2 protein-coding genes are annotated in these 14651 nt (G+C 67.0%); one reads left to right on the top strand and one right to left on the bottom strand.

The genetic code is table 11. The features are described from left to right. Nucleotides 1–36 precede the first annotated feature (36 nt). The gene (locus tag AC07NK_RS16340) at nt 37–798 is read left to right on the top strand and encodes a (R)-mandelonitrile lyase (protein ID WP_495171672.1); all 762 of its coding nucleotides are present in this window, start codon (nt 37–39) and stop codon (nt 796–798) included. A 559-nt stretch (nt 799–1357) separates the two neighbouring features. Here the strand turns inward: AC07NK_RS16340 and AC07NK_RS16335 are convergent. Beyond that, nucleotides 1358–14248 (bottom strand): autotransporter outer membrane beta-barrel domain-containing protein, encoded by a 12891-nt coding sequence (locus tag AC07NK_RS16335; RefSeq protein ID WP_495171671.1) that lies wholly within the window; start codon nt 14246–14248, stop codon nt 1358–1360. Between the last annotated feature and the right edge of the window lie 403 nt (nt 14249–14651).

Genomic DNA, 14651 nt, shown 5'->3' with positions numbered 1-14651 from the left:
GCCTCCGCCCAAGCGTACTCACAGGAGACCCCTTCGATGGTGCCCCAGCAATCGCGCGCGCAGCAGCTCATGGGAGACATCGCGCCCAAGCTCGCGGAACTCACCGATGACGTACTCTTTGGCGATGTCTGGGAACGGCCCGGCCTTGCCAAGCGTGACCGCAGCCTAATCACCGTCTCCGCGCTTATCGCGCTCAATCGTCCCGAGCAGCTCCGATCGCATATACGGCTGGCGCGCCAGAACGGGGCCACCGAGGCCGAGCTGGTCGAGACAATCACCCAGCTCGCTTTCTATTCGGGCTGGCCCAATGCGATCGCGGCTGTGGGCGTCGCACGTGAGGTCTTCGCCGAGAATGATGCGCAAAAGGTGAAATCCCCTGCGCCGGGCGGCGCTGTGGTCGTGACCAAGGCTGGCTCGCAGCCGGCTGCAGCCGGCGCTAGCGATAATTTCACTGGCGCCGTACAGGTCTCCACGCGCTTCCAGCGCCCGCTTCCTGCGCGGGCCGGTGGAGGCATTGTGACCTTCGCGCCGGGTGCACGGACCGCCTGGCACAGCCATCCGCTGGGCCAGACCTTGATCGTGACCGCGGGTAGCGGGCTAGTCCAGCATTGGGGCGGCCCGGTGCAGCAGATCGGTCTCGGCGACCTCGTCTGGATTCCGCCGGGCGTCAAGCATTGGCATGGCGCCGGCGCTACCGAAAGCATGGCGCACGTGGCCATCGCCGAAGCCCAAGGCGGGCAGTCAGTGACGTGGATGGAGCAGGTCAGCGATTCCCAATATCGCGGACCGGGTCGCTGACACCGGCTATTCCCGAGCGAACGGTTATCCAAAGCACGAAATTAGCTGCACGAGCCTATCGGTGTCGCAATCGAGCGTTTGGCGGCTAAGCGCCCTCATTTCGGTCGTTCAGCCTTTCTACCGGCCACCTAGAAAGCTGCCGTTCGCCAGATGGCGGCTTTTGGATAAGTCAGTTCTTGGACGCGGCTGCAGCGGCGCCACGCCTCCGGTTCGCGGCCGCATTGACTAAAGACCGGCAGCACGATTCTCGGGTACCCACCATGGCAGCAGTATTGGGCTGCGAATCGCGAGCGCGGCCCGAATATACGCGGCCACGCACCGCGCTTTCAGTTCTCGGCAAACCGCGCCGGAGCTCTGCTTGCCCGCCGTCGAGTTCAGCCATGCGCGCTTTCACGGCATCGCCGATAAGCGGCGTTGATAGTTCGAAGATAGCCGAGTGCTTCGTCATCGCTGGCCCGATATCCTGGGGGCCGTTTCTATAGGCTCAGCCTTCCCTTGCGCCTACTGGATGATTCGGCCGTAGGTTTTCGCCCAGACCCGCCCCCGGATTCCCCGGTCCTCAAAACGCCATGCGAACCCCCGCAACCCCCTTGAGGGTATAGCTTTTGCCGAAGTCGTTGACCGCGGTATCGGCCGAGACCTCGCTGTAGAGCGTGAGCCTGCCGCCGAGCTTCAGGCTGCCGCCCAGCCCCAGCTCGCCCCACAGCCGGTGGTTCTCGCGCGCGATCCGCGTGCCCGAGACATCGGTGATCGTGCCGTCGAGCCATTCGTAGTTCAAATTGACCACGCCATAGACATGGCTGCGCCCGTCCTGACGGTCGAGCGAGATGCCCCAGCGCGTCTTCAGGCTGTCGCCCAGCTTCGATGAGACCGCCGCGCCATTCGGATCGGTGAAGCGATCGAACCCCACGGTTGAATAGGCCGTCTGGATCTGCGGGGTGACCGAAAGTCCGCCGCCGATCGGCGCGCGCTTGCCGATCTCGATGCTATAGACCTGCCCCGTGCCCTTATTGTCGTCGGCGAGCTTGCCGAGCACCGCGGAGGTGAGCTTGCTGTCGAACCAGCTGACCTGCGCACGCCCGTCGACATAGAAGCCCTTCGGGCCGAACCAGCTGAGCGTTGCGCCCGCGCTATAGCCCTGGGTCTTGATGCGGCCGTTGCCGAAGGGCGAGGCGATGGTTGCGCTGGCCTCGCCGTAGCTGCCGAGGACGCCGAGCACGAGCGACGCCCCGTCGGCGCGTTCGCTCAGCACCTGATCCGCGCCAAGCTCGATCTTCCAGCTGTCGACATTGACGTCGGTGAAGCTGGTCGAGCGCACCGCTTCGGGCCGGGCGCGCATATTCTCCGAACGGCCCCAGATGCCGAACGACCGCGCATTGCCCTCCGCCCATTGGCGGTTGCCGGTCCGCTCCTGCATCGTGCCGAGCTGAGTGAACGCCGACAGCGTCTGGCCATAGGCCTCGTAGACCGGCACGCCGGGTTGGTAGAGCGGAATTTCGGGCTGCTGCAGCAGGCTCGAACGGAGATACCAGTCACCATCGGCGGGGCTGGTGACGCCGTTCTTGTACAGACGATAGCCATAGGCACCGGCGATCAGCGCGGGTGAGCCTTCAAACAGATAGTCGCTGTTACCGAGCGTGAACACGCCGTTCGATGTGCCGGTCACGTCGATGATCTTGATGCCGTCGACCGTCGCCGCGCCAAGGCCACCCTGATTGGTGACCCGAACCACCGTATTGCCAGCCGTCACGCCATTGACCACCAGCCGGTCGGCGCGCGCGCTGTCACCGCCAAGCTCAGCATCGATCGCAAGCGTGCCGTTGGCGCCGGTATAGCCGCCATTGATGGTCAGCGTGCCGAAGCCGTCACGGCCGGGGCCCACGGTTCCGGCGTTGGTCACCGAGCCGACGGCACCAATGCCCTCAAGCCGGGTGCCGGTACGGACATCGACTGCGCCACCGAACGCACCCATCACCGCCAGCGTACCGCCGGTGATGCTTGTCGAGCCGGTGTAACCCCCATTGCTGCCGGTCAGCACCAGCGTACCGCTGCCCGCCTTGGTGAAGGCGCCTGTACCGTTGAGCACCCCGCTGAGCGTGAAGGTCGTGCCGTTCGCGGTCGACAGGGTGGCCGCACCCAGCAGATTGACGTTGCGCGCGCTGGTGAGCGTCGCGGTGCTTGCCAGCGTACCACCGTCGAACGTCACGCCGCCCGTCGCCGCGCCAAGATTGACGTCGCTGGCGATCTGCACCGTGCCGCCGGTGATCCGGGTGCCGCCGGTGTAGCTGTTCGTGCCGCCCAGCACGAGCGTGCCGGCGTCGGTTTTGACCAGCTCGCTCGCGCCCGAAAGCGCGGCGTTGATCGTGGCGGTGTAGCCCGCACCCGCGGTGCTGCCGTCACCCACGCGGATCGACGCCTGCCCGCCGGTCAGGGCGATGCCGCCGCCGGTGATTGTGTAGCCGCCGGTGGCGAACTGCATCCCGCCCGCCGTGACCTGACCAAGGCTGTTGTCGACCGTGACCGTTCCGGCCGTGCCGCCGAACACCGCGAAGGCGCCGTCTGAATAGCCGGCGTTCACCAGACCCGCGGCTTCGGTCCAGTTGTCGTTACCGCTGCTATGCTGCCAGACGCCGGTGCCGCCATTGACGACGCTATTATTCTTCGGCCCGGCCGCGCCGTCCCAGAAATTGAGCGCAAGACCCGCGAAATTGACCAGATTGACCTGTCCGGCGATCGCCGTCTGCACCCCGACATTGCTGCCCGCGGGCATCACGCCGAGCGACAGCCCGTTGTTGGTGAGCGTGCCGCCATAGTTGAACACGCGATAGATGCCGGCGCTGAAGTTGCCGCCGGTCGGGACGGTCACGTTGATCGTGCCGTCGAGCGTGAGGTTACCGGCGATGTTGACCAGATCGTTGAGTCCGCCGCCTGCGACATTGGCCTGGCCGAATTCATAGGCGAGCGTTGCGCTCTGGCTGATGCTGAGGTCGCCGTTGATGGTCAGCGTCCCCGCACCGCCCGCGCCCGGCGTGAGTGTGCCGGCGAGACTGACGTTCCCGCCGATCGTGCCGGTGCCCCCGAGCGTCGCGCCGCTGCGGATGGTCACGGGGCCGGCCGCCGCGGCAAAGTTGCCGTTGACGAGCAGCAAGCCCTGCACCGCGTCGATCCCGCCGCTGTGGCTGCCGGTGCCCGCCAGCACCAGCGTCCCGGAGCCGGTCTTGCCGAGCTGGCCGGTCCCGGTGATGCCGCCGGTCAGGGTCAGCGTCGTTCCCGCATCGGTGGCGAGGACGCCCTGCCCCGCCAGCACGATCGCCCGCGCCGAGCTGATGTCCGACGCAGTGCTGAGCGTGCCGCCGTTGAAGCTCAGCGCGCCCGTCGCCGCGCCGAGATTGGCGTCGCTCGCGATGCGGATCGTGCCGCCGTTGATCGCGGTGCCGCCGGTATAGCTGTTGGTACCGGTCAGCACGAGCTGGCCGAGATCGGTCTTGACCAGCTGGGTGCTGCCGGTGATCGCGGCATCGATCGTTGCGGTATAGGCACTGCCGCCGCTGGTACCGTCGCCGACACGGATCACCGATTGCGGTCCGGTGAGCGTCAGGGCACCGCCCTGAATGCGGTAGCCATTGGCCGCGAACTGCAGGCCCGAGGCGGTGACCGCACCGAGGCTGTTGTCGATCGTGACCGTCCTTCCGGTGCCGGCGAAGACCGCGAAGGCGCCATTGTCGTAGGGCGCGTTCACCGCGCCGGTCGCATCGGTCCAGCTGTCATCCAGCGCGGTCCGCCAGGTACCGCTCCCGCCGTCGATTATGTTGTTGAACTTGTTCGCCCCTGCCCCGCCGTCCCAGAAGTTGAGCAAGGCCGACCCGGTATTGACGAGGTTGACCTGACCGGCGACCGCGGTCTGGACGAACAGGTCGGCGCCCGCCGGCATCGTCCCGATCGCGAGCCCGTTGTTGGTCAGCGCGCCGCCATAATTGGCGACCCGGTAGAGACCGATGTCGAAGCTTCCGCCCGGCGTGACCGCAACGTTGAGCGTGCCGTCGAGCGTCAGGTTTCCGCCGACGTTCACGACGTCGTTGAGCGCGTTGCCCACGGCATTGGCCGCACCGAAATCGACCGCCAGCCGCGAGCCCGCCGCCATGACGAGGTTGCCGTTGATCGTGAGCGTGCCCGCGCCGCCCGCACCCGGCGCCAGCGTACCGTCGCCCAGCATCACGCTGCCACCGATCGTGCCGGTCCCACCCAGCGTCGCATTGGCTGCGACACTGGTCAGGCCGGTCGCAGCCAACTGGTTACCGTTGATCAGCAGCGTGCCCGCCAACACCTGCGTCGCGCCGGTATAGCTATTGGCCGCGGTCAGAACGGTGGTGCCGCTACCCGTCTGAAGCAGCTCACCGCTGCCCGAAATGGCGCCAGCCAGCGTTAGCGCGTTCGAACGGTTGATCGCGAACCGGGCGTTGTTGACGACAGTGCCAGCGATGCTTCCGGTCGTGCCGCCATCGCCGAGCTGCAGCAGGCCGGTCCTGATCGTCGTACCGCCGGTATGCGTGTTGTCGGCGGTGAGTATGAGCGTGCCAGCGCCGTCCTTGACGAGCGCCGCTGCACCGGAAACGATTCCGTTGAGGACGAGGCCGGCGTCGGTGAACAAGGTGCCTGCACCGACGAGATCGACGGCCCGGCCGGAAGCGAAGGCAACGGTGTTGCGCAGCGTGCCGCCGTTGAAGCTGAGCCCGCCAGCGGCCGCGCCGAGATTGGCGTCAGAGGCGATGCTGAGCGTGCCGCCATTGATCGCAGTGCCGCCGGTATAGCTGTTGGCCCCGGTCAGGACGAGGGTGCCGCCCATGTCCTTGACCAACCGCGCCGAGCCGGTGAGCGCAGAAGCGATCGTGGCAGTGATTGCGGCGTCGCCCGCGCCACCGTCACCCACCCGCACCAACGCGTCCGCGCCGGTCAGCTCCAGCGGTCCGCCCGAGAGCGTGTAGCCGTTGACGGCGAACTGCATGCCGGCCGCGCGGACATTGCCGTTGCCATTGTCGATGGAGACCGTGGCGCCGATGCCCGAGAAGATCGCGAAGCTGTCCTGCGCATAGTCGGCGTTGACCGTCCCGAACACCTCGGTCCAGTTGTTCTCGCCGCCGCTTAAGCGCCAGATGCCCGCGCCGCCCTGAATCGTGCCGTCATTCTTGGGCCCGGCCGCGCCATCCCAGAAGCCCAAAGTGAGGCCGGCGGTGTTGACGAGGTTGATCTGCCCGGCGACCGCGGTCTGAACGAAGGCCTGACTGCCCGCGGGCATCGTCCCCACCGACAGGCCGTTGTTGGTCAGCGCACCGGCATAGTTGATGATCCGGAACACACCCGGTCCGAAGCTGCCGCCTGCGCTCTGGGTCACGTCGATCGTGCCGTCGAGCGTCAGGTTGCCGCCGACATTGATCAGATCGTTGAGCGCGCCGCCGGCCAGATTGGCCTGGCCGAACTCGAAGGCGAGCCGCGAGCCGGCCGAAAGCGCAAGATTGCCCGCGATGGTCAGCGTCCCCGGGCTGTTGCCCGGCGCGAGCGTGCCGCCGTCTGCGACGGTCACGCTGCCGCCGATCGTACCGGTGCCGCCCAGCGTGGCGCCGTTCAGGACGCTGGTAAGCCCGGTCGCCGCCGACTGGTTGCCGTTGATGCGCAGCGTGCCGCCCGAGACGGTCGTGGCTCCGGCATAGTTGTTGGCGGCGGTCAGGATCGTGGTGCCGGTTCCGATCTGGTTGACCGCACCGGTGCCGGAGATCACGCCGTCGAGGGTGAGCTCGCCGACACGGTTGAACGCCAGCGTGCCGTTGTTGGCGATGTCGCCGGCGATGGTACCGGACACGCTGCCATTGCCGATCTGCAGCGTACCGGCGCTGATCGTCGTACCGCCGGTGTGGATGGCGGCGCCGGCGATGGTGAACGTGCCCGTGCCCGCCTTTACCAGCGAACCGCCATTGCCCGAGATGACAGCGAAGGAGGTCGAATCATTGCTGGTGCCGAGGGTCAGCGACTTGGCGCCAAGCGCGATGCTGCCCGAGCCCGACAGATCGCCGATCGTCGTGCCTGCGCCGGCCAGGCCGGCAATGTTGAAGAGGCCGGAATTGATGATCAACGCGCCACCGGCATGGAGCGAACCGTTGCCGTTGAGCTCAAGGGTTCCGGACGCGATGGTGGTGCCGCCGGTATAGCTGTTGGCTTCGAAGAAGCGGACCGCTCCGCCAGCCGCGGTGATCACGACCCGGCCGCCGGTGCCGCCACCGATGCCGCCATCGGTGATCGTGCCCGACCAGTCGCTGAACGACGCCGTGAGGCCGAGCGTCAGCACCTTCGATCCCAGCGCGATGGTCCCCGCCGGGCCGCTGTTGAGCTGGACGATCCGCGCGCCGACATTGGTCTGCGAGATGTCGAAGACGGTGCCCGGCGCGACGATGAGGTTGCCCGCGCCGATCGTCCCCGCGCCCGCCAGCGCCAGCGTGCCGTCGGCGATGAGCGTGCGGTTGGCATAGCCGTTGGCGGCGGTCAGGGTGAGCGTGCCCGCGCCGAGCTTGTCGAGGAAATTGCCCGGCTGGTTGCCGGGGCCGTTGCCGACCGCTCCGTTCAGCGTGACGTCGAAGCCCTGCGTGTCGATCCGGTTCGAGCTTCCACCGCCGAGCAGGATCGTGCGGTTTGACGTGAACGATGCGCCGGCCCGCAGCGTACCGCCCTGCAGCGAGAGCGCGCCGGCGACGTCGCCGAGATTGGCGTCGCTCGACACCTGCACAATGCTGCCGCCGATCGTAGTGCCGCCGGAATAGCTGTTGGCGCCGGTGAGGATCAGCGTGCCGCCGCCGATCTGAGTCAGCGTCCCCGTGCCGGAGATCGCGCCGCCAAGCGTAATCGTGTTGGCGCGGTTCACCACCAGCGCGGCGTTGTTGACGATGTCTCCGGTGATGCTGCCGGCGGTGCCGCCATTGCCGATGCGCAGCGTACCGCCATCGATCCGGGTGCCGCCCGCATAGCTGTTGGTACCGGTCAGGACGAGGGTGCCGCTGTCCATCTTGACCAGTTGGCTCACGCCGGTGAGCGCGCTGGCGATGGTCGTGGTGTAGCCGGCACCAACAGCGGTGCCGTCGCCGACACGGATCGCCGCCTGCGCGCCGGTAAGCGTCACCGAGTCCCCGGTGACGATATAGCCGTCGCTGGCGAACTGCATGCCACTCGCGCTCACGGCGCCGAGGCCGTTATCGACCGTCACCGTGCCTGCTGTGGCCGAGAAGATCGCGACCGCATTATCGGTGAAACCGGCGTTGACCGCACCGCCGGCATCGGTCCAGTTGTCGTTGCCTGCGCTGCTCTGCCAGATGCCGCTGCCGCCGTTGATGACGCTGTCGAACTTGGGGCCGGCCGCGCCGTCCCAATAGTTGAGCGTCGCGCCACCGGTGTTGATCAGATTGACCTGTCCGGCGATGGCAGTCTGGACAAAGGCGTTCGCGCCCGCGGGCAGCGAGCCCAGCGCCAGCCCGTTATTGGTCAGCGTGCCGCCATAGTTGAACACGCGATAGAGGCCGACGCCGAAGTTTCCGCCCGTTGGCACCGTGACGTTCAGCGTACCGTCCAGCGTCAGATTGCCGCCGACATTGACGAGATCGTTGAGCGCGCCGCCCGCGGTGTTGGCTTGGCCGAACGCGAAGGCGAGTTGCGAGCCGCCGCCGAGCACGAGGTTCCCGTTGATCGTGAGCGTGCCCGCGCCGCCGCTGCCGGGCGTCAGCGTGCCGCCTGCGCTCATGTCGACGCTACCGCCGATCGTGCCGAAGCCGCCCAGTGCCGCCGCTGCGGCGACGCTGGTGAGGCCGGTAGCCGCCGACTGGTTACCGTTGATCAGCAGCGTCCCCGCGAGGATGCCGGTCGCCCCCGCATAGGCGTTGCTCCCGGTCAGGGTCAGCGTGCCTGCGCCGTCCTTGGTCAGGCCGCCTGTGCCGACGAAGCGCGGCGCGATGCCGATATTGTGGCCGTTCGTATCGATAACACCGCCGTTCGCGCCGAAGGTCAGGTCACGCGCGCCGAAGTCGTCGAAGAAATCGCTCGCATTCTGCGTCGCGCGGAGCACGCCGCCGTCGAGCGTGACATTGACCGTCCCCAGACCGGCGCGGATCTGGCTGGTTTCCAGAACCCCGCGATTGCCAGCGCTACCCAGCACTGTCAGCGTTGCGTTGACGCCCGCCGCCTGGCCGAGCGCCACGGCTTCAAAGGCCTGGACGCGCCCGCCATTCTCGATCGTGAGCGCACCATTGCCCTGATTGCCGATCGTGAGGCCGAATGTGCTCACCAGCCAGTTCGATCCTGCACCGGTCACGGTGACGCTGCCATCGGCGTTGGCGCCGATATAGCCCTGATTGCTGGTGACGCTCGCACCGTTCTCGATGCGCAGCGTGCCCGCGCCGAAGCTGCCGACGGTGAACTGCGTCGTGTTGGTCCATGAACTGCCCGGACCCGTGATGACGGTATCGCCCTGTGCCGAGCCACCGACGATCCCGTCGTTACTCGAAACCTGAGCGCCGTTCTCGATGCGCAGCGTTCCGGTGCCGAACAGGCCGACGGTGATCCGCCCGCTATTCTGCCAGGCGGAACCCGTGCCGTTGATCAGCGCCGCGCCGATGCCGCCGGTGTCGTACCCGATCCCACCGCTCGCACTCACGACTCGGCCGCCTTGGGTGACGTTCAGCGTGCCGCTTCCGCTATTGCCGACCGTCAGGCCGCCGGTGGTCCAGGTCGACGCATTGCCGCCGCCATTGCTGCCCGTGACGGTGAGGACGGCCTGCTCGCCGGCATCGCCGCCGATGAACGTGTTCAGGCTGGTGAGGGTCCCGCCGCCGACAAGCTGCAGCCCGCCAACCTTCACGATCGCCTCGCCCGCAAGGCTGCTGGCGCCGCTCAGCACCAGGGTGCCGAGATCGGTCTTCACCAGATCGCCCGTACCGCTCAGGTTCGACTCGATCGTTGCGGTGAAGCCTGCGCCAAGCGCGGTGCCGTCGCCGACGCGGATCACCGACTGTGCGCCGGTCAGCCCGATCGTGCCGCCGGTGAGGGTATAGCCATTGCTGGCGAACTGCATGCCCGACGCGTTCACCGCGCCCAGGCTGGTATCGACCGTCACCGTGCCCGGCGCGGCCATGAAAACTGCGAAGGCGTCATTGGGATAGGCGTTGTTCACGCTGCCGTCGGCGACGGTCCAGTTGTCGTTGCCGCTGCTCGCTTGCCACACACCGCTGCCGCCGGTGATGCTACCATCGCCGCGCGCGCCGGTGCCGTCCCAGAAATTGACGTCGGCCCCAGCGAAATTCACCAGATTGACCTGATTGGCGATCGAGGTCTGGACGGCGACAATGCCGCCCGACGGCGTCGTGCCGACCGCAAGGCCGTTATTGGTCAACGAACCGGCATAGTTGATGATGCGGTACACGCCGACGTCGAAGCTGCCGCCCGGCGTCACGGTCACGTCGATCGTGCCGTCGAGCGTCAAATTGCCGCCGACATCGATCAGATCGTTGAGCGGCCCGCCGACCACGTTGGATTGTCCGAACTCGAAATCGAGCAGGGATGCGCCCGCGAGCGTCAGGTTGCCCGCAATCGTGAGCGTGCCCGGGCTGTTGCCCGGCATCAGCACGCCGTCGGTTACGTTGACGTTGCCGCCGATCGTGCCCGCACCGCCCAGCCGGCCGCCGTTCAGCACGTTGACAACGCTGGCCGCGCCGCCGAGCGTGCCGTTCACGCGCAGCGTTCCGCCCGACACGGCAGTCAGGCCGGTGAAGCCTGCGCTGTTGCCGGTGAGACTGGTGACGCCCGAGAGGTGGTTGATCGCACCCGCTCCGGAAATGCCCGCTGTGAACACATGCCCTGCATCGACGTGGTTGAAATTGATCGTGCTGCCCGCGCTGGTGGTCACCGACCCGGCTTCGAGCGTCCCAGCGCCGCCGCCTGCACCGATGTTGAGCGTCGCACTCCCCGGCCCCATTACCAGCGTACCGGTGCCGTCGCCGACCGCGACCGTGCCGCCTTCTTCAATCGTGAGCGAGCCGGTGGTGCCGTTTGCAGCCGAATTGGCGATGGTCAGCGTGCCCGCTTCGAAGCGCGAGCCGGTGCCGGTCACGGTCATCGCGAACGAGGGTGCATTAAGTCCGGCGAGATAGGCCCCGATCACCGCCGAGCCCGAGGTCAGGCGGCCCCCATCGGCGATGGTGATCGTTCCGCGACGGGCGTTCAGGCTATTGGTGACGTCCCACGCCGAACCGGCTCCGGAAATCGTCACGAAAGCCCGGGCATTCGTCGCGGACTGGCCGCCGATCAGCGTGCTCGCGGTGGTGGTCGTCATCCGGCCGCCGCCGAGGATGTTGATCGTCGCTGTACCGAATCGCGCAGTCGAGAAGGTGCCGGTACTGGTCAGCTGTGATCCCGTGCCGATGACGTTGAGCGTCGCGTTCGTGCCGAGTCCGTCGCCGACAGTCAGCGCGCCCAGCGTCGCCGACCCGCCATTGCGCACCGTCAGACCAGCCGTGCCGAGCGTGGACGTCCCCGCGGTCGCGAACTGCGATCCCGTGCCATCCACGACCATCTGCCCGCCGGTCAGGTTCAGACTGGCGGTGCCGTTGACTCGCCCGCCCGCGGCGACCTGAAGCGTCCCGCCGCTCACCGTCGTAACGCCGGAATAGGTGCTGGCGCCGGTCAGGATCGACGTGCCTGCCCGCTGGTTGAGCGCGCCGCTGCCGGTGATCGCGCCCGCGAAGGTGAAGTCCGGATCGGTGTGGTTGAAGTTGACGCGCGCGGTCGCGCTGCCAAGGTTGAGCGTCGACGCTGTCAGGGTACCCGCAGCGGCTGCGGCCTGACCTTCAGCCCCGCCGATGTTGAGGATGCCGGTCGCGGTGCCGGCGTCGGCCAGAACCAGCGATCCCGTCACGCTCACCGCGCCTCCGGCGCTGAGCACGAGTTCGCCCGTACCGCTGCCAGAGCCGATCACCAGATCGCCGCTGGTGGTGGCGAAGCGCGAGCCGGCGCCTAGGACGGTCAGCTTCGCCGGCAGCGCCCCCGACCCGAAGGTGGCGCTGGTGAAGCTCGCCGTACCGCCCTGATCCAGAGTGAAATCGCCATTGCTCATCCCCAGTGTGCCGGTGCTCGTCCAGTTCGAGCCCGCGCCGGTGATCGTCGCCGTTGGCGTCCCGCGGGTGTTGCCGGTCAAAAAGCCGATGGTGCTCCCGCCCGCAGTGGTCAGTGTGCCGCCGGCACTGATCGTGAGTTTGCCGTTGGTGGTGCTCGAGTTGGCGAGTATCAGCCCGCCTGCCGCATCGGCGTGCGAACCTGCGCCATCGACGATGAGCTGGCCCGTGTTGGTCGAAGCAGCCGTGAGGGTCAAAGCCCGCAGCGAGATGTCGCCGGACGCGGCCGTGAGATGGCCGCCATTGGTGACGCTTACGGTGATGTTCCGGTTGAGGGTCGCCGATCCGGTGATCGAGGCGGTGCTGTAGGCGGAACCGGCCCCGTCGACACCGAGCGTAGCCCCGGTAGCGCTGGTGGTGTTGATCGAGGTCGCGCCACCGGATATGGTCGTTCCACCCCCCGCGATGAGCAGCTGTCCCCCGGACATGGTCGTCCCGGCGCCATAATTGTTCTGGCCGGTGAGCGTGATTGCCCCAGTGTTCGGCTTGGCGAGGCCACCGGTGCCGGTAATGGCGCCGGCATAGGTATAGGCATCCGAACGGTTGAAGGTCAGCGTGCTGTTGTTGACGATGTCGCCCAGGACCGAACCGGTCGTGCCGCCATTGCCGATGCTCAGCGTGCCGGCAGCGATCGTGGTGCCGCCCGTATAGCTGTTGTCCCCCACCAGCGTGAGCTGGCCGATACCCGACTTGATCAACGCACCGCCGCCCTGAAGCGGCAGCCCGATCGACAGAGTTCCGGCAGTGGCGACCTCGAACTCGCCGCCGCTCGCACCCCAGTTGATTATCCGCGAAATGAAGCCAGTTCCGCCGGTCCACTGGAGCGTGCCGCCATTGATCGTGAACGCGCCGGTTCCGAGCGCATTCTCCGCGCCGATCGAAAGCTTGCCGCCGGTGAGCGTCGTGCCGAGGCTATGGTTGTTTCCGACCAGCGTCGTCGTGCCCGGCCCGCCCTGGAGGACCGAGATGGCGCCGTTGAGGTTGCCGACGGACAGATTGCCGTCTTGCTGGAAGACCAGCGCGCCATTGCCAAGTATGTTTGCGATCTGGCCGGTCGCGGTGCTGTCGAACACCAGCGTGCCCTGCTGAAGCTCCCAGACACTTCCCGGCATCGTGCTGGCATTGCCCGTCAGCGTCCAGCTGCTCGTGCCGGCCTTCACGAAACGATTGAAATTCCGGTATTGCGCGGTCGCGCCGACGCTCGACATGTCGAAGCTGGCATCGACGGTCCCGCCAAGCTGCAACGTCTGGGCGAAGGCGCCGCCCGCGTTGGCAAGCACGAGGCCGGTGATGCTCGATCCCGCTTGCAGTTCGAGCAGTGTGAGCGGGGACAACGTCGCGTCAATCGCCACCGTGCCGCCGGCGCCGGCCCGGATGATACCGCTGTTGATGATATTGGTTTCCGGGCGGCTCACAATCGCCGCCGCGCCGTTGCCGCCCTCGATCAGGCCATGGTTGATGATCGGGGTGCGGATCAAATTGACGAAGATGCCCACGCCGCCCAGCGCGCCGCCGGTGCCTTCACCCCCCCGAACCACGCCCGTCGCATTGTTGGTGAAGGTCTGAGAGGCACTGGGGTTGACGCCGATAAAGGCACCGCGGCCGCCCGTCACGCCGATGCCGGTGCCGCCCTGGATCAGGCCGTTGTTGACCACCGACGCGGTGCCGGTCATCTGGAGGCCGAATCCGCCGTTCAGGGAGCCCGGCCCCCCCGAGCTGCCGCCGGTGATCGATCCGTTGTTGATCAGGTTTCCGTTGTGCTGGATCTCGGCGCCGAGCCCATCGGCGCTGCTGTTGGTACCATCGCCCCCGGTGACGGTCGCGTTGTTCGTGACGGTGGTCGGCAGGCCACCAAAGGTGATCAGGCGCAGGCCGGCCTGACCGTTGCCGGTAAGCATATCGTCATTGCCGTTGACTGCGCCGATCACGGTCACGATGCCGGTGAGCGCCATACCGTTGGTCGAAAAGGCGCCCGTGTTGATCACAAGCGGCTTGGTGCTGTTCGGCAGCGATCCGGCGATCGCGATATTGCCGGTCAGCGTGATCGTCGAGGTCGCATCGCCATCCGCATTCGCGTCGAGGACCGCCTGGCGCAGCTCGGCCTCGGTGCCCGCCGTATAGTCGCGCGCCAGCGCAGCGGAGGGCAGGACCAGCGCGAGCGCGAGCGCCGCGCCCCCCGCGCCGGACAGCAGCCGGCGCTTGCCGCCGAAGGAATGCGAGATGCCGCTCTTGCTGTCCGACGACGCGCTCATACTGATACTCCTGGAATAGATTTGCCCGATGCTCGGGGGCGCTCCGCGCGGGAGCCGGCTGACTGAGGATGAGAGGTGCAGCCTCAGCCTGGCGGCGGGCGGCGCGCGGCGGGACAATGCGGAACGCGGGAGCCAATCCTCACGGCGAAAACACGGCCGCTGCTGCGCATCAGGCGATTCCCCTACGTACCCGCTGAAATGTTGCGGTTCCGAAATGCACGGGAAATCGTTAACGGAGTCTGATTCCTAATACTTATTATAGAGGTTTAACTGAGCTGGGATTGACCCTTCAGTCCTGCGTTCGGCCCCTCACCCCTGCCCAAGGAGCGCGCAGGATTGGACGGAATGCGAAGTGCTTCAAGGCCGGCCATACCAGGAACAGCAGCTATTCGGACTCGCCTCC

The sequence above is a fragment of the Sphingomonas sp. GW821-FHT09B04 genome, assembly GCF_059418285.1.
Note: the sequence above shows the minus strand (reverse complement) of the source record. Positions and strands in the feature narration are given on the sequence as shown.